Annotated in this window: 16 protein-coding genes; 12 read left to right on the top strand and 4 right to left on the bottom strand. The window is 47.9% G+C overall.

Going from position 1 to position 16,749, the window contains the following annotated elements:
• The 5 genes from GXO76_05855 to GXO76_05835 form a co-directional block, all read left to right on the top strand.
• On the top strand, window positions 1-2,157 hold a 2,157-nt coding region (locus GXO76_05855; protein ID NOY77378.1), incomplete at its 5' end, for a TonB-dependent receptor.
• Window positions 2,158-2,318: 161 nt separating this feature from the next.
• A complete protein-coding gene (locus tag GXO76_05850; protein ID NOY77377.1) occupies window positions 2,319-2,630 on the top strand; it encodes an iron-sulfur cluster assembly protein in 312 nt (103 codons plus the stop codon).
• 137 nt (window positions 2,631-2,767) lie between these two features.
• Complete coding sequence (locus tag GXO76_05845) at window positions 2,768-3,208, top strand: hotdog fold thioesterase (GenBank protein NOY77376.1); 441 nt, start codon at window positions 2,768-2,770, stop codon at window positions 3,206-3,208.
• 221 nt (window positions 3,209-3,429) lie between these two features.
• Window positions 3,430-4,503 (top strand): flippase-like domain-containing protein, encoded by a 1,074-nt coding sequence (locus GXO76_05840; GenBank protein ID NOY77375.1) that lies wholly within the window; start codon window positions 3,430-3,432, stop codon window positions 4,501-4,503.
• A gap of 88 nt (window positions 4,504-4,591) precedes the next feature.
• Window positions 4,592-5,341, top strand: coding sequence for a sugar phosphate isomerase/epimerase (locus GXO76_05835; protein ID NOY77374.1), 750 nt, complete (start codon window positions 4,592-4,594; stop codon window positions 5,339-5,341).
• Between the two features lie 110 nt (window positions 5,342-5,451).
• On the opposite strand, the gene GXO76_05830 is transcribed toward GXO76_05835, so the two are convergent.
• Window positions 5,452-6,051: a peroxiredoxin gene (locus GXO76_05830; protein NOY77373.1), complete on the bottom strand. Its 600-nt coding sequence runs from the start codon at window positions 6,049-6,051 to the stop codon at window positions 5,452-5,454.
• Between the two features lie 249 nt (window positions 6,052-6,300).
• On the opposite strand from GXO76_05830, the gene amrS reads away from it, so the two are divergent.
• The 6 genes from amrS (at window position 6,301) to GXO76_05800 (ending at window position 12,417) form a co-directional block, all read left to right on the top strand.
• A complete protein-coding gene (gene amrS, locus GXO76_05825) occupies window positions 6,301-7,398 on the top strand; it encodes an AmmeMemoRadiSam system radical SAM enzyme (protein NOY77372.1) in 1,098 nt (365 codons plus the stop codon).
• 143 nt (window positions 7,399-7,541) lie between these two features.
• Complete coding sequence (locus GXO76_05820) at window positions 7,542-8,369, top strand: RnfABCDGE type electron transport complex subunit B (protein NOY77371.1); 828 nt, start codon at window positions 7,542-7,544, stop codon at window positions 8,367-8,369.
• A 3-nt stretch (window positions 8,370-8,372) separates the two neighbouring features.
• Window positions 8,373-8,633, top strand: a complete 261-nt coding sequence (locus GXO76_05815) for a hypothetical protein (GenBank protein NOY77370.1) — start codon at window positions 8,373-8,375, stop codon at window positions 8,631-8,633.
• Window positions 8,634-8,775: 142 nt separating this feature from the next.
• Window positions 8,776-9,966, top strand: coding sequence for a DUF362 domain-containing protein (locus tag GXO76_05810; GenBank protein ID NOY77369.1), 1,191 nt, complete (start codon window positions 8,776-8,778; stop codon window positions 9,964-9,966).
• A gap of 37 nt (window positions 9,967-10,003) precedes the next feature.
• Window positions 10,004-10,438, top strand: coding sequence for an NUDIX hydrolase (locus tag GXO76_05805; GenBank protein ID NOY77368.1), 435 nt, complete (start codon window positions 10,004-10,006; stop codon window positions 10,436-10,438).
• A gap of 50 nt (window positions 10,439-10,488) precedes the next feature.
• Window positions 10,489-12,417 carry a CocE/NonD family hydrolase gene (locus GXO76_05800; GenBank protein ID NOY77367.1) on the top strand — a complete coding sequence of 643 codons (1,929 nt, stop codon included), beginning with the start codon at window positions 10,489-10,491 and terminating at the stop codon, window positions 12,415-12,417.
• A gap of 161 nt (window positions 12,418-12,578) precedes the next feature.
• Here GXO76_05800 and GXO76_05795 read toward each other — a convergent pair whose 3' ends face one another.
• Genes GXO76_05795 through GXO76_05785 form a run of 3 tightly spaced genes read right to left on the bottom strand, consistent with a single transcriptional unit; the run spans window position 12,579 to window position 15,649 of the window.
• A complete protein-coding gene (locus tag GXO76_05795; protein ID NOY77366.1) occupies window positions 12,579-14,705 on the bottom strand; it encodes a PBP1A family penicillin-binding protein in 2,127 nt (708 codons plus the stop codon).
• A gap of 25 nt (window positions 14,706-14,730) precedes the next feature.
• Window positions 14,731-14,907 (bottom strand): hypothetical protein, encoded by a 177-nt coding sequence (locus GXO76_05790; protein NOY77365.1) that lies wholly within the window; start codon window positions 14,905-14,907, stop codon window positions 14,731-14,733.
• Window positions 14,900-15,649 carry a UDP-2,3-diacylglucosamine diphosphatase gene (locus GXO76_05785; protein ID NOY77364.1) on the bottom strand — a complete coding sequence of 250 codons (750 nt, stop codon included), beginning with the start codon at window positions 15,647-15,649 and terminating at the stop codon, window positions 14,900-14,902. Before GXO76_05785 ends, GXO76_05790 begins: the two co-directional genes overlap by 8 nt.
• A gap of 179 nt (window positions 15,650-15,828) precedes the next feature.
• On the opposite strand from GXO76_05785, the gene ispE reads away from it, so the two are divergent.
• Window positions 15,829-16,692 (top strand): 4-(cytidine 5'-diphospho)-2-C-methyl-D-erythritol kinase, encoded by an 864-nt coding sequence (gene ispE / locus GXO76_05780; protein NOY77363.1) that lies wholly within the window; start codon window positions 15,829-15,831, stop codon window positions 16,690-16,692.
• The last annotated feature ends 57 nt before the right edge of the window (window positions 16,693-16,749 follow it).

Here is a 16,749-nt window from a genome sequence, read left to right as displayed (position 1 = left end):
CCAAAATATGTGAGCGGCATCAAAGGGACGGTAAGGGATGCCAATACGGGTGAGCCGCTTCCCGGCGCCAATGTTATTTTAGTGGGAACTCAGATGGGTGCCGCTACGGATCTGAACGGGGAATTCCGGATTTCCGGTGTTCCGTATGGCCGGTATATCGTAAGGGCCACGATGATGGGATACGAACCCCGAGAGGTTGAAATCCTCTTGAATGTCAGTACGGCTACCGAGATTCAGTTTCGGCTGAAGCCGATGGCTGTCAGGGGAAAAGCGGTTGTGGTGACCGGAACACGCGTTCCCCGCTATTTGAAGGACACACCCGTCCGAACAAATGTGGTCACAAAAGAAGAAATCAAACACAGAAACCCGGTGAACGTGCTCAATGCCACCCAATATGTGGTGGGGGTTGACCCGCAAATTGAATGCTCCGTTTGTAACGCCTCTTCCATTTCCATTCAGGGGCTGCCGGGGCGTTACACCCAGGTGTTGATTGATGGGATGCCCATTTTTAGCAGTCTCGGGCAGACGTACGGCTACATGGAATTGCCGGCGGGCATCATCGATCAGATTGAAATTGTAAAGGGTGCCAGCTCTGTTCTTTACGGCACAGATGCCATTGCCGGGATCGTGAATATACGGACCAGTAATCCATCCCCCTTTCCCGCGCTCAGTCTGGAATCGCAAATCGGACAATATGGCGAAAGGCGTCTGACAGGAGTCGCCTCGTACAAAAGAAAGAGCATGGGGCTGTTGGTTAACGGGGAATTTTATCACATGAACCCGGTTGATCGCAATGGCGATGGTATTTCTGAATTTACGGGAACCACACGGGCCTACATGAGCGGAAAGCTGGTTATTCAAAAAAACAGGAATACCGACCTGAGGCTGCGTTTTTCCGGATTAACCGAAGAACGCCAGGGAGGTGCTCTGTCGGCCAGCCGCTCTTTTATCGAAGTGCTCGACCAACCGGCACTCCGGGCGTTTTCCGAATCGATTTTAACCCGGCGTACGGATGCGGCCCTCATTTTTCGCCACCGATTGTCGAAGGATGACCAGATCCTTTACAAGCTGAGCCTGACCCGGCATTTTCAGGATTCCGATTACGAGGGTTTTGTGTATGTGGGGGATCAATTGATGACGTACAATGATTTTCAATGGAATCATCAGATAGGCGCACATCAGTTGATGACCAGCGGTCTGGCTTACCGGACGGAAAGGCTGGAAGAAAATGTGGCTGTTTCGGCTTATAATTATAAAATTGCTTCGATTTTTGCACAATATGATTGGAGGCCCAATCCGCTCTGGGAATCCGTCCTGGGTTTGCGGTTTGACAGCCACAATGTTTACGGCAAAATTCTGACCCCCAGTCTCTCATTAAAGGCCGTGATCAGTGATCACTGGACGGCACGTTTGACATTGGGAAAGGGGTTTCGTGCTCCCACGTCTTTTTACGAGCTGGATCACGGTACGGGGGCGAAATACAAATACAACACGCGCTATCTGGCCAGGAAAGCCGAACAATCCAGAAGTGTAACCGTTTCGCTTGATTTTGAAAAGGAGTCAACCCACTTTTCGGTTGCACCGTTTTACCACCGCATTGAGAACTACATTACGGCCTACAATGACTACGTTTCAAAGAGTTTTGTAGTGGAAAATGTGGAATCGCCCTCATCCATATACGGAATGGAAGTGAATTACAGCCGTTTCCTTTTGCCGGGACTTTTCGTGACCGTTGGCCACATTTGGGAACGGTACGATATGGCTCCGAATGTACTCGGATTTGCACGGCCTGAAAATCGGTTTAAATGGACACTTGATTATGATTGGCCCAGATGGGCTATGTCCCTGAATCTGGATGGCCAGGTCACCGGGCCCATGAATTTAAGGGAAGTCTACGGAATGAGCTACAATGCGGACGGTACCCCCAAACGGGCAAAATCTCCGACCTATTGGATTCTGAATGTCAGCCTAAATAAAAAATTCGGAAATGGAATGAAATTAATTTTGGGAGCCAAAAATTTGTTGGATTTTCAGCAGTCGGATGTGGAAACACCCCTCATGTACAACAAAAGCGGTGAATTGGGTGATGTTGTGTACATCTGGGGTCCGCTTTTGGGGCGAAAGCTTTACGCAAGTTTTTCAGTGGATCTGGATTAATGGAAAAATTGTGTGGCCAAAGGCGTTTTGAATCCGTTTGGATCCTTTTAAAATGGCTCTATCCCGAATTTTTACAAAAACCATTTGATTTTTATCAAAATTAAATTTAAATTTTGACAACCTTATTCCCTGACAACTGAATAAAAAAAGGAAATCTGATCATGGATAGACCCATCAACGAGAAGGCGGTGGAGGATGCCTTGCGGCAGGTCCGCCATCCGGAGATAAATGACAACATCGTCCATTTGGGAATGTTTCACGGTGCCGAAATCAAAGGTCAAGAGGTAACCCTTCACCTGGCTCTGCCTCTGGATGACATTCCAAAGGAGATCAAGCACAAAATTGCCGAAGAATCGGTGGCTGTTTGCAAGAAAGCGCACCCGGGTGTGGAATGCCTGATTCGTTTTGAAAAAATGACACAGGAGGAACATGACCGCTTTTGCGAAATGGCCAGTGAAGAGTGGGCCGGCTAACACCTTTTGGTTCTTGAAACAGACTGAAATCAGGTTTGGATTCAATTCTGCGGCGTTAGCAGGAAGGCTGGATGGATCAATAAGTAAAAAGGGCCGTCAAATTGAGCCAATAAATTCAGTAAATGAGGAATTTAAGCATGCTGACTGAGAAGGAATGGGGCTTTTTTAGGGAGGTTATTGAGGAAAAAATCCCCTTCAATCGCTTCATTGGGTTAAAAGTAGTGGAAGCAAGAGAAGGATTTGTGGTGCTGAAGATATCATTTCGTCCCGAATTTATTGGCGATCCCAGACGGCCTGCCCTGCACGGCGGTCTGACATCCATGATTTTGGACTCCGTGGGCGGAGCGGCCGGAATGACCACCCTTCGGTCAACCCGGGATCGCCTGGCCACCATTGACCTGCGTGTGGATTACCTGCAGCCGGGCGATCCGGAGGATTTGTTTGCAGAAGGGAAAATTGTCAAAAGCGGCAATCGGATTATTTTTACCCACATGGTGGCCTTCCAGGGCGACCGCAAGCGGATTGTGGCCGAAGGCCGGGGTGTGTACCACGTTCGCCGGATTGAACCCGGGGATTGACTGCCTGCACGCTTTTAAAAAATGTTTCTTCTCCGGGGGGCTTTCTTTTCTTTCTCTAAGGCCCTTTGTCGTCCCGCTTTTTTCGGGTTACGCAAAGCGCGGCAGAAAAACTCTGAACACCATGACGATGTAGAAATTCCATTTCAAATCAATTTACCCGCGGGCAAAATGCCCGTTACTGGAAAAAACAGCACCAATGGCCTTAAGGAGACCATTCAAATTTGAGTAAAAAAAAGGGTTTTCTGAAAAAAGGATTTTTGGTTTACGTTTTTCTTAGTTTTATTGTTTTGCTGATTCTGTTTTTTTCGACGTCCCGACCCTCTCAGCTCAAAATCCTTTTGCACTTACGATGGCACTATTTTTTGCTGTTGGGTGGCATCATTCTGTTGCGAATGACATTCGATGCCATGGGCTTAAAGGTCTTAATTCCCAAATCCATTCCGATTTCACTCTGGCAAACAGCCAAAATTCGTTTAATGGGAATTTATTTTGCCGTTGCCGTCCCTATTTCAACCTCGCATGTCTATTTTCAATCCTATTTGTTGTCACGGTTTGGAATCAGCTACGCTGAGAGTTTGGGCATTCTCACTCTGCGTACGGTTTTACCCACGTTCTTTTTTCTGCTTTTGTTTCCCGTTTATTTTTTGGTGCCGCTTCCTTTTTCCGATTCGGCTCTTTTGCAAAAGATTATTCAAATTACCATTTTTTCTTTTATCGGCGTCATTGCTCTTCTTGTCGGTTTTTTGTTTTTTCCCAAACCCCTTCTCAGCGGAATAAAAACCCCCTTACTGCTGGCCGTTAAATTCAATCTGTTAAAAGAAGAAAAATACAAAATCTGGATCGAGAAAATCGGGGATTCAATTTTTAAAATTAGTCGTCTTTTTCAACTGTATTTTCGGGATAAACCGGGAATCCTTCTCCTGGCGCTGGGGTACATTATTGTTTCCTTTCTGTTTGAATTCCTGACCGCGAATTTGGTTGTTTTGGGAATGGGACTGACCATCCCTTTTTGGAAGCTTTATTTTCTCCAGTTTTTTTTGAAGATTATTGTTCAATATGCGCCGACTCCCGGCGGTTCGGGTGTGGATGAATTAACCTATGCCGGTCTGTTTGCCCTCTTCCTGCCCAGAGAATCCATTGCTTTGGCTGTTTTTGTGTGGCGGTTCTTTCACGCCTATCTTTTAATCCTCATCGGAGGAGTACTCATGTTTCTGGAATTCAAGGGGAAGAATGTGCCGGGCATGTCCTCATTGGAGGGGGACAATTCTCCGGATGCCTCTGGTTCTCTCCAATGATTGGGACATTTGTGGCCGGCGCTTAATCCCGGAAACCCGTGTTGGCATAGAGAAACGAAAAGCCATCATAAAAATGAAAGGAAAAACCATGTCAAAAATAGCGGTCAATTTGTACACATTGAGAGATTTTATTAAGACGCGGGACGGGCTGAAATCGACATTTAAGAAGCTGCGGGACATCGGCTACGAAAATATTCAACTGGGGTCTGTTTCGCCTTTGGGTGCTGAAGCCTACAAAAAGCTTCTGGATGATTTCGGCTTAACGTGTGTGGCAACCCATGTCCGTTTATTTGATACAGAAGAACAAGCGCTTGAAAGCATTCAAATGCACCATATTCTCAATTGCAAGTATTCTGCCATTTCTTACATGCGCGGGCACACGGCAGACGAGTACATTCAGATGACGAAACGGGCTGAAAAATGGGCGGTTCTCTTCAAAAAAAACGGCATTACTCTGGCCTATCACAACCATGCACACGAATTTGAACGATTTAACGGCAAAACGGGACTGGAGCTGATCTACGAGAACTCCTCTGTTTTGCAGGGTGAAATTGACACATACTGGATTCAGTACGGGGGCGGAAATCCGTCTGACTGGATCCAGAAATTAAGCGGGCGCCTGCCCCTGATTCATTTGAAAGATTATGGTATTTATGACGGACAACCCATTTTTGTGGAAGTAGGGGAGGGCAACCTCAATTTTCCCCGGATTATTCAGCGAGCAAAAGAGGCGGGTGTGGTCTGGTACATTGTGGAACAGGACCTGCACCAGCGGGATCCTTTTGATTCCGTAAAAATCAGTTTTAACAATTTGAAGGCCATGGGTGTGGATGATTAAGCAGTTTCCGGGTTTTTAGGATTTATTGGGTTGGATTGATTTTATGTGCCCCAAAAACCAAAAAGCCTGCCGGAAAAACAGGCAGGCTTTGTTCTTGAGGTTTGCCTAATTTAAAGTTCGGCGGCGTGTGTTTTCAGGTAAACAGCCACGCCCTTTGCATCGGCTTTCATGCCCTCTTTCCCTTCCTCCCAATTGGCGGGGCAAACCTCACCGTGGGTTTCGGAAAATTGCAGGGCCTCGAGCATTCGAAGGGCCTCATCGATGTTTCGTCCCAGTCCAAGATCGTTTACCAACTGATGGCGGACAATCCCATCTTTGTCAATCAAAAAAAGACCTCGGAGAGCGACGCCGGCCGGAATAAGAACATCGTACGCTGCGGAAATCTCCTTGGTCATGTCCGAAACCAGCGGATAGCGAATCTGACCGATACCGCCGGCATCCACAGGGGTATTTTTCCATGCGTAGTGCGAGTAGGCACTGTCCACGGATACGCCAATCACTTCGCAGTTTCGCTTTTTAAACTCTTCCAGACGATGATCGAACGCAATGATTTCCGTTGGACATACGAACGTAAAATCAAGGGGATAGAAGAAAAGAATGACATATTTCCCTTTGTAATCGGATAGTTTAAAATCCTCTTTAAACGAACCATCAGGCATAACAGCCGTTGCCGTAAAATCGGGTGCTTCTTTGGTGACCAATACACTCATCATTTTTTCCTTTCATTTTGAGGGTTCTTTTTTGGGTTTCAAATTCTGTAATAATATAATAAGAATTGTTATGATTATCAATATTATTTTTTTGATTCGCCCCGTTTTTCATGCGCCATTTTCCAACATTGGGCAACGGCATTTTTTGCGACAGATATCAAAGAAATATTCGCCGAATCCAATCTTGATTTAACCCAAAAAAATTCTTATATTTAAAACTGAAAAATACAGAAAGAAAGAGGGTTTCTTATGTACGAATCGCACAACGGAAAACGATTGGCCATGTTCTGGAATCCCATTGGGAATAAGGTGGTTCGCTGCAATCTTTGTCAGCATCGATGCCGGATTCCTGAGGGCCGGATGGGTGTGTGCGGTGTCAGGGGAAATATTGATGGGCGTTTATACACATTTGTTTTCGAGAAGGCCGTGGCCGTTCACGTGGATCCGATTGAAAAAAAGCCGCTTTTTCATGTTTTTCCCGGTTCAAGAGCCTTTTCGGTTGCAACGGTTGGATGCAATTTTCGCTGCCAGTTTTGTCAGAATTGGGATATCTCTCAACTCAATGCGTTTCGGAAATCAAGCCACGATATTCAACCCTCGGATTTCCCGGGAGAGCATCTTCCGGTTCATCGAATTATTGAATTGACAAAGAGTTACGGCTGCAAATCCATTGCTTACACCTATACTGAACCCACGATATTTTATGAATATGCCTATGAAACGGCCAAACTTGCCCACGAGAATGGAATCCTGAATCTTTTTATTACAAATGGTTACATTACGCCAGAGGCGCTTGAGCATATCAGTCCTTATCTGGATGCGGCGAATGTGGATTTAAAGGGATTCAATCCACAATTCTACAAGAAAAAGATTGGGGCGCGTCTGGATCGCCTTTTGGAATCGCTCAAGGCCTACAAGAAATTGGGCATTTGGCTGGAGGTGACCACGTTAGTGGTTCCGGGATATGACGATGACGATGAAAATTTTCATAAAATTGCCCGATTTATCCGGGATGAATTGGGTGTCGAAACCCCCTGGCATATCAGCCGGTTTTTTCCAAACTACAAGATGACGGACGTTCCGCCGACGGATGTGCGGGTATTGCAAAGAGCCCGAAAAATTGGGCTTGAGGAGGGACTTCGGTATGTGTACAGCGGAAATGTGCCCGGCGACGAAGGCGAAAATACGTATTGTTACAAGTGCGGAAAACTCCTGATTCGCCGGTTTGGATTTGAAGTGGTGGAAAATCACATGGTCAACGGAAAATGTCCGCGGTGCGGGGCCCCGATTGACGGGATTGGAATGGATCATCTTCAGGTAGGCCACTCCAATTATTGGATGATGTAATGCGACAAGACCTGATAAAAAGGGGTGTATTTCCAAAAAAGAACAAATTGCGCTTGAAATCGAAAAATAAAAATCATAAATTGCTTTAACCCGGATTCGGAAATTTACCGGGATTTTTCGGTTTGTGTGAGTGGAGGATGTGTATGAACCCGATTGTACTGGCTTCTATTCTTGGATTGGGCGGATTGGGTCTGCTTTTTGGGGCGACACTTGCGTATGCGTCCAAAAAATTTGCGGTAGAAGTTGATCCCCGTGTGGAAGAAATAGACGAGGTTTTGCCTCAGGCAAATTGTGGAGGCTGCGGATTTCCAAGCTGCTCTGCTTATGCAGAGGCCGTGGTTAAGGGAAATGCTCCCCCTAATCTTTGTGTGGTTGGCGGTCAGGCGATTGCAGACAAAGTGGCTGCTATTTTGGGCGTGGAGGCGGAAGCCGTTGAGGAGCGCATCGCCGTGGTCAAGTGCGGCGGCGGCTTTGAAGAGGCCAAACGAAAATATATTTATGAAGGAATTAGGGATTGTAATGTCGCGGCCCAATTGGGCGGAGGGGATAAGGCGTGTGAGTACGGTTGTCTGGGATTGGGTTCTTGTGTGGAGGCCTGTCCTTACGATGCCATGGCCATGAATGATAACGGCCTCCCGGTGGTTTTTGATGAAAAATGCACGGGATGCGGTCTGTGTGTGGAAGCCTGCCCAAAGGGTATTATGCAGCTTATCCCCAAAAGCCAGGCGGTGTACGTCGCCTGTGTGTCTCACGATCGTGGAAAAGCCGTGACGTCGGTATGCAGCGTCGGCTGTACGGGTTGTGGGCTGTGTGCGAATCCCAAATTTACTCCGTCGGGTGTAGTCACTATGAATCGCGACATTAATCTTCCGGTCATCCCGTCCAAATGGGAGGATTACGATACGGCCGTGGCAAAATGTCCGACCAAGTCCTTTGTAATTCGCGAAGTTGAGGTGAAGAAGGAGGCCTGAAAGGTGGCAACAATTGATATTCGTGAAGAAGAAAAACCGGAATCTGTTCTCGATAAGGTTTTGGAAACGGCCAGGAAATTGAAAACCGATCGAACAGGTGGAGAAATTCTGACCATCATGGCTTCCGAGGAAACGCACCTGCACCGCGTTCGGGATTATTTGAAGACGAAGGCTCCCAAAAAGTGGGATTACCAGATTCGGTACGAAAAACGCATTCCCTGGACACTTTATATTAAAAAGCGCTTCAAACCCCCTGCCACCTAAAATAATTATCCGATGAGTCCCTTGGTGCTTTTTTCATTGCCGCGACTGTGCGGATCAAAAATTTTGGCATTTGCACTGTCAGCATTTACGCGTTGTAATGAATGGTGGAATACAAGAACCTAATCTGTTTCCGGGTGACGTTTTGAGTAAACATCAGACAACAGCCATACATTCCGATTCTCATCAAACCAACCGCGCATCCTCAGGGCAGAAGAAGGCCTTTGTGGCCGTTCATTCCTGTTCATCTTATTCACTTCCTGAGGTGGAAAACGCCATTCGAAAGGTGCTTTCCGAAATGGGCGGGATAGAGGCGTTTGTCCGTCCGGGAGATCGCGTGCTTCTGAAACCGAATTTGCTTGCGGCTCACCCTCCCGAAAAGGCAGTAACTACCCACCCGGCAGTTGTGGAAGCTGTGGCTCGATTGGTTCAGGAAGCAGGCGGGCAGGTGTGGATTGGCGACAGTCCGTCCGGTTCCATTCGGGGGATCAAACGATTCTGGAAAGTGTCCGGTTTTCTGGAGGTGGCCGAAAGGGTAGGCGCCGAGCTGGTTTCATTTGAAACGGGTGCTCTTTCGCTGAAAGTGAAAAACGGCCGGCGGTACTTCCTGTCAAAATGGGTGGAAGACGCCGATGTGGTCATCAATCTTCCAAAATTCAAAACCCACAACCTGATGCTATTCACGGGCGCCGTTAAGAACATGTACGGGACGCTGCCGGGGTTGCAAAAAGGGGATTTTCACCGGTTGGCTCCGCACCCGGCCGATTTTGCAAAGATTTTGCTCGATGTGTACGAACTGACCCGCCCCACACTCTCCATAATGGATGGAATTATCGGCATGGAGGGCAACGGTCCGGCAGCCGGGCAAAGCAGAAAAGTGGGGTTGATTTTTGCCAGCACGGATGCCGTGGCTCTGGATGTAGTTGCCTCTTTCCTGATGGGATATTCTCCCGAATCCCTTCCAACCGTTCGGGAAGCCCGCGAGCGGGGGACAGGAGCGACCGGGTGGAAGGCCATTGAAACCTCTGTTCCCGATTTGGAATCGCTCCGGATACCCGATTTTAAACTGCCGTCCAATTGGAAAATTCGAGTGATTCCCAAGCCGATTTTAAAAGCCCTGGGCAGGGTTCTCTGGACACGTCCGGCAGCCGATCCTAAAAAATGCATTGGCTGCAGTATTTGTGTGGAAAATTGTCCGGTGGATGCGATGAGGCTGGTAAACAAAATACCGGTGATTGATTACAAAAAATGCATCAATTGTCTCTGTTGCGATGAAATCTGCCCCGAAAATGCCATGATCCAGGAAAGGAGCTTTTTGGCTCGGATTCTCTCCTGAAAGGAATGCGGTTGACCCCGTCAAAGAGAAAATGAGAATGCGACGAAATTATCCGGAGTATCCCATTCCGGCTGTGAGCGGAGTGGTTTTGAATGATCAAAAAGAAGTGCTGGCGGTTCAGCGCGGCACGAACCCAGGCAAGGGACAGTGGAGTTTGCCCGGAGGAGCTGTTCATCTGGGAGAACCTGTCCGGGACGCCGTGAAAAGAGAAGTACGGGAAGAATGCGGGATTGACGTTTCAGTGACTGGCATACTGGGTGTGTTCGACCGGATTTTTCGGGATCACCAGGGACGCGTGGAATATCATTACGTGTTGGTGAGTTTTTTGTGTCGATTGGAGAAGGGAAAACCGGCAGCCCAATCGGATGCACAAGCCGTTCGATGGATTGGTCGTAAAGAGTTGAGTGATTTTGACTGGACGCCCGGGGTAAAGGAATTATTAGAAGAGATTTTGATCCCCGAAAAAATTTAATTTGGCTGGACCCGATCCGGGAACCGTATCTAAAAGGAAGGAACCGTCCCATGAAGAAAAGTACTTTTTTTGTTTTGTTCTTGTTATTCTTACCGGCTATTCTTTTGGCCGAGAAAACGACCGTTATGGTTCCCATGCGCGACGGGGTTTTACTTTCCACGGATATTTACGCTCCGGATGATACGCTTTCGCACCCGGTCATTCTTTACCGAACGCCCTACAACAAGGCGCATGATAACTTCAGCAGCAGCCTGGTTCAGATGTGGGTCAGCCAGGGGTACGTTTTTGTTGATCAGGACTGCCGCGGCCGATTTGCGTCCCAGGGGGTTGACTCCACCTTTTTAACGGATGGGTGGGGCCCGCTTCAGGATGGTTACGACACAATTGATTGGATTGTTCACCAGTCCTGGAGCAATGGAAAAGTGGGGATGCTGGGTGGCTCTGCCCGGGGAATTACCACCTACTGGGCAGTTGGGGCAGCTCATCCGGCCCTGAAATGTGCCATTGCTATTGTAGCGCCGTCCGATTTTTATCATCAGGTCGTTTTCCCCGGAGGCGAATTCCGAAAATCCCTGGTGGAAAATTGGATTCATGCCCAGGGTTCCGGTTACATGATTGAATTTTTCGGAAGCAACCGCTTTTACGATTCACTCTGGGACCTGATGAATCTTCACACCCGTTCGCACATCATCACGGCACCCATTATTCATATGGGCGGATGGTACGATTGTTTCTCCGAAGGACCCGTGGCAGAATTTCACGATCTGCAAAATCAACCTCAAGCCGGACCCCAATTCTTAATTATGGGACCCTGGACGCACATGAAAACGGCCACGGGTGATCCGGTTGGGGAGCTGCAGTACCCGAAAAGTGCGTTTACCGGCATTTTATTTCTGACCAATTGGCTGGATTACTGGCTTAAAGGCAAGCAAAATGGGGTGTTGTCTCAGTCCCGGGTACAGTATTATTTAATGGGAGATCCGGATCGCACGGATGAGATTGGCTGTCAGTGGATGGTCCAGAACGAATGGCCCCATCCCAATCGCATTCGATCCGCCTTTTATCTGGAAAGAAATGGGGCGCTCAGCCGGGCAATCGATCTTAAAAAAGACAGCCTTTCGTACGATTTTGATCCCCGAAATCCGGTACCTACAGTGGGCGGTAACAATTTGACCATTCCCGCAGGCCCCCGTGACCAACGGAATGTAACGAATCGGACGGATGTGCTTCTTTTCCAAACGCCTGTTCTTCAGACTCCGCTCTGGGTGGAGGGGTATGTGACGGCAAAACTCTACATTGCCAGCAATCGCAAGGACACGGATTTTACCCTCAAGCTGATCGATGTGTACCCGGACGGCCGTCAGATGCTGGTAACCGATGCCATTGCCAGAGCCCGTTTCCGCCACGGCGATCGAGAATCGGATATGGCTTTTCTGACGCCGGGTCAAATGGATTCTGTGGAAATTACGCTGCCGCCGACGGCCATTGTATTTAATTCGGGCCATCGGATGATGGTCGCGGTGTCATCCAGCAATTATCCCCGATTTGATGTCAACACCAACACCGGCGGCCCCCTGTGGAATGACCCGGATACGTTAACCGCTCACAACACCGTTTTTATGGGAACGCAGGCTCCTTCGCGGGTGATTGTTCCGGTGGTTCCGGTTCCCACGGTTGTGGCCGAGAAGTCAACTCAATCTCCGACATTTGCGCTGCATCAGAATTACCCCAATCCCTTTAATCCGGTAACGGAAATTGAATTTAGCGTACCGCGAACGGTTCCGGTGGAAATAGTGGTCTTCGATGCGCTGGGGCGAAACATACGGATAGTGGCTCATCGCCGGTACGGTGCCGGAACCCACCGTGTGAAGTGGAACGGACGGGATGCCTCCGGAAACCCTGTTCCCAGCGGGGTGTATTTTTATCGGATGAAAGCCGGACAACGAATCTGGATGAAGAAAATGCTGTTGCTGCGGTAAGTTACTAATTTGTGAGAGTGTTGGGCCTTAGGGTGAAATATTTTGCCCGATTGCCTGGACGGCAAGAGTCCCCCTTGGAAGGGGCATGTTCTGACTGAAAGTTCCAATCCGCTTTTAAGAAAAGGCCCCGACACATTTAAAGTGCCGGGGCCTTCAAGTATCTAAAAAATGATTCGTTTCTTCTTGGGGCGTTTTTCCTGTTTCGATTTGCTCATACCACCCGTGTGAATGGGGCAGGGTTCCGTGGGAGCCAGATTCTTCGGAAACACCTCCTCCATCGTGTGGGGGCAGTATTCGGTGGCCAATTTGTGACTGTCGGCACAAATTTTTACCCGGACAACCCCCGGGGGCATCGTAAAATCCTTAACCGGCAAATTCAGGGTATCGTGAGCCACCTTCATAAAACGTGCCCAGATGGGCAGGGCCGCCTGAGCACCGGTTTGTCCCGGGCCCAGCGTCATCGAGGGGTCATCAATACCCACCCAGACGGCAGCCGAAATTTGCGGAGTAAATCCCACAAACCAGGCATCGGTGTAATTGTCCGTGGTTCCGGTTTTTCCACCGGCCGGCCGGGTAAATTGGTACACGGTTCGTGCCGAAACGCCTGTCCCGTGGTCAATAACCGTCTGCAGCATGGACGTCATAATGTAGGAGGTGGTAGCCGACAGCACCTCGCTGCTTTTAGGCGTGTATTCCTGGATGACTTCCCCGTTTCGATTCTCGATTTTTGTAATGGCGATTGGATCCACGTGAACCCCAAGGTCAGGAAATACACTGTAAGCCGATGCAATATCAATGGGTCTTACTTCCGATGTTCCCAGCGCCAAGGCATCCACCGCTTGCAGCGGCGTGTGAATTCCCATCCGATGAGCATATTCCACCACGATCGACGGTTTAACGACTTCCTGCAAAAGCCGTGCGCTGACCAAATTCAGGGAGCGGCGCAAGGCCTCCCGGAGGGTCGTCGGCCCGCCTTGTGAGTGATCGTAATTGTGGGGAATCCAGCGGGTGCCATCGGGCATAAAAAGGACAACGGGTTGATTCAAAACCTCATATGTGGGCGGGTAGCCGTTGTCGATGACAGCCGTGTAAATAAAGGGCTTAAATGCCGATCCGGGCTGCCGCTTCATTTGAATGGCACGGTTGAATTTGGATTCTTTAAAATCGCGTCCGCCAATCATTGCAAGGATGTGGCCGTTATCCGGTTCAATAGCAATGAGGGCGACCTGCACTTTTGCATACTCCCTTAATAAGGAATCGGTCAGGGCTTTATCTTTTAAGACCTTTTTCAGGGAATCCGGGTCGGTAATAAATTTTGAAAGAATATCTTTTTCCTTGTGTTTCCATAAAATGTTGCGGATCACCCGTGCCTGTACCACGGGTAAATGCTTGCGGACAGCTTCTTCAGCGGCCGCCTGGACCCGGGTATCCAGAGTCGTGTAAATTCTATAGCCATTCGTGTAGAGAGACATTCCGTATTTGGCTTCCAGTTTCTGTCGAATCCATTCAGTAAAATACGGGGCAATGTCCGTATCTGATTGATTTCCGCCCTGTGCCAGAATAATGGGTTTTTTGATGTCCTGTTCGTACTGTTCCCGGGTCAAGTCGCCGTTGGTGTACATCATGTAAAGAACAACATTTCGCCTTCGAATGGCGCGCTCCATATGGTTGATGGGGGAGTACCGGGCGGGAGACCGAAGAAGTCCTACCAACATCGCGCATTCGTCAATCGTCAAATCTTTTACATCTTTATTAAAATAATATTTCGCAGCGGCTTTTATCCCGTATGCGCCGTGTCCGTAATACACGTGGTTCAGGTACATTTCCAGAATCTCAGGCTTCGAATAGTGACGCTCTATTTGAACCGCCGTAATCATTTCTCTGAGTTTTCGTGTCCATTGCTTCTTTTTGTTCAAATAAAGCTCCCGGGCCAATTGCTGGGTAATGGTGCTGCCTCCCTGCTTTTTGGACATGTGCACGATATCGATGAGAACCGCTTTGATCGTTCGTTTCAGATCGAATCCCCAGTGATTCCAGAATTTCCGGTCTTCCGTGTCGATAAGCGCCTTTTTCATGTTATCGGGAATATCCTTTAAAGGGACGATTTCCCGCTTCTGGGTATAAAGCTCCTTAATTACCACGCCATCAGCAGAATAAATTTTGGTGGCCAGTTTGGGCTCGTAATGTTCCAGTTCGGTGAGGGGTGGTAATCCCTTAATAATGTAGATTCCGTACCAGATCACCAAAATGAGCACAATCAGTGCAATTCCGCCTCCGATTAGTGCCAATTTATTTTTTTGGAGTGATTCCTTTTTAAATGAAAAAATCGATGACCGATTTTCGCTTGATCGTAATCTGCGTCGCATAAATGAAAAATTTTCCCTTTTTGATTAAAACGTGAATTCCAATTTGATCGTCTATTTTGACTGAATTTAAAACGCCGGAGGCGGTAAAGAGTTCCTGAAAAAGCCGCTTCTCCCCGTCAGGCATCCTCTTCAAGACGCCATGTTTTTTGCTGCAACGTTTCGCCGTCGAAAACAGCGTATGTAAAATGAACCAGCCAATCCCCCAGATTGATGTAGATTTTGTCCGCCTGTTTGTGAATCATTGGGCGGTGCGTATGTCCCATAACAACAATATCATATCCCTTTTGAAATTGGTCTTCGGCGTAGGCAATGTATTCGGCGTCCTCTGCAGCGGCTTCCTCGGCTGCAAGTACGTAATGATTGCGGCTGAGCTGGGAGGCGTATCGGGCAATCGGAATGCCCACATCCGGGTGAATCCACCGGTAGAGCCAGATAACCAGGGGGTGCTGCAGAATTCGCTTTAGCGTGCGGTAACCGACGTCCTTCTCAACAATGCCGTCACCATGAAAAAAATAGAACGATTTTCCCAGAATGGTTTCCGTATGAACACCGTGGAACGTCCGAATTCCCATGTGTTTCTCAAAAAAATCCCGCATCCAGAAGTCATGGTTTCCTGAAATGAAGGTAATCGGAACCCCCTTTTCCCGAAGCAGCATCAATTTTGATAGAATATGTTGGTAATAGGTGGGAATCGCGTGTTGGTATTCAAACCAAAAATCAAACAGATCCCCGACAATATAAAGGGCAAAATCACTTTCCCTATTTAGAAATCTGAAAAAGGATCGTAAATAATTTTCTTTAAGAATTTCATTTTCCTGGTCATGTGACCCTACATGCAAGTCGGAAATAAAATATGCTTTTTTCATTTTTTTCAGTTTATTCAAGAGGCCCGTTTTTCCACTGACTTGATTTTCAAAAATTTAACATAAGTTTGGGTAAAAATCAAGGACTAATAATGAAAACTACTTGATTTATTGCGGGAAATTTTTTACACTAAAACCAGGAAAGTCCGCGCCGAAAGTCACGTTAAGGAGAATGAATTCAAATGTCCCCCCTGATTGCGAGAGCATGTGCCAAAATCAATATCGGACTGAGAATTCTGGGGAAACGTCCGAACGGGTATCACGAAATCGAAACCATTTTTCAGTCTGTGGATTTATGTGACGAAGTTTCGGTGTCTGAAGCCGAGAGTGCTATTTTTGTTGAATCGGATCAACCGGGCGTGCCCCGGGGTGAGGCCAATATCTGCTATCGGGCGGCAGAGCTTTTGCGAAAAAAGGCAGGGGTGTCAGCAGGATGCCGGATTCGGATTGCCAAGAAAATTCCCATGGGAGCGGGACTCGGAGGCGGCAGCACAGATGCAGCGGCTGCGCTTCGTTTGCTGAATCGCGTGTGGGGCCTGAATCTCAGTAATCACGACTTGGCCATACTTGCCAGGGAATTGGGAGCAGATGTTCCCTTCTTTCTTAATCCGGGGGCAGCCATTGCCTACGGGATTGGGGATGAGTTACAACCCTTGCCGAAAAGCTGGGATTTTTACGGCGTCATTCTCTATCCCAACCGGTCTGTTTCGACAGAATGGGCCTACAAGAATCTTAAAATTAACTTGACAAAGGCCAAAAAATATATTAAATTAAGCAGTTACTTTGTGGAACAGCTTTTTTTACAGGAGCTTCCTCTGTTTTTTAGGAATGATTTTGAGCCGCTTATTTTTGAAACCTATCCGGAGTTCCGGGAGATAAAACGGCGGCTTTTGCAGGCGGGAAGTTCTTTTGCCAGTCTATCGGGGAGCGGTTCTGCATTTTTTGGACTCTTTGATCAAGAGAAAATGGCTCAAGAAGCCCTTACGTTATTTGACAGTCATCCTTATCAGAAGTTTTTTGTGCGTCCTTATCGGGAATTGCTTTAGTCGCTTTCTTCGGTTTTTCTGAATAAATATGCTGTAATATTTGGTTAAGAGGGAAAC

The sequence above is a fragment of the Calditrichota bacterium genome (genome assembly GCA_013151735.1).
In the GTDB taxonomy this organism is placed as follows: domain Bacteria; phylum Zhuqueibacterota; class JdFR-76; order JdFR-76; family BMS3Abin05; genus BMS3Abin05.
This window is presented reverse-complemented; position numbering and strand designations above follow the sequence as displayed.

What these genes read in the sequence shown, in the direction of transcription:
- GXO76_05785 (NOY77364.1), bottom strand. Translation starts at nt 15,649, where the DNA reads ATGAAAAAAGCATATTTTATTTCCGACTTGCATGTAGGGTCACATGAC.
- GXO76_05845 (NOY77376.1), top strand. Translation starts at nt 2,768, where the DNA reads ATGCTGACTGAGAAGGAATGGGGCTTTTTTAGGGAGGTTATTGAGGAA.
- GXO76_05820 (NOY77371.1), top strand. Translation starts at nt 7,542, where the DNA reads ATGAACCCGATTGTACTGGCTTCTATTCTTGGATTGGGCGGATTGGGT.
- amrS (NOY77372.1), top strand. Translation starts at nt 6,301, where the DNA reads ATGTACGAATCGCACAACGGAAAACGATTGGCCATGTTCTGGAATCCC.
- GXO76_05805 (NOY77368.1), top strand. Translation starts at nt 10,004, where the DNA reads ATGCGACGAAATTATCCGGAGTATCCCATTCCGGCTGTGAGCGGAGTG.
- GXO76_05850 (NOY77377.1), top strand. Translation starts at nt 2,319, where the DNA reads ATGGATAGACCCATCAACGAGAAGGCGGTGGAGGATGCCTTGCGGCAG.
- GXO76_05830 (NOY77373.1), bottom strand. Translation starts at nt 6,051, where the DNA reads ATGAGTGTATTGGTCACCAAAGAAGCACCCGATTTTACGGCAACGGCT.
- ispE (NOY77363.1), top strand. Translation starts at nt 15,829, where the DNA reads ATGTCCCCCCTGATTGCGAGAGCATGTGCCAAAATCAATATCGGACTG.
- GXO76_05790 (NOY77365.1), bottom strand. Translation starts at nt 14,907, where the DNA reads ATGCCTGACGGGGAGAAGCGGCTTTTTCAGGAACTCTTTACCGCCTCC.
- GXO76_05800 (NOY77367.1), top strand. Translation starts at nt 10,489, where the DNA reads ATGAAGAAAAGTACTTTTTTTGTTTTGTTCTTGTTATTCTTACCGGCT.
- GXO76_05835 (NOY77374.1), top strand. Translation starts at nt 4,592, where the DNA reads ATGTCAAAAATAGCGGTCAATTTGTACACATTGAGAGATTTTATTAAG.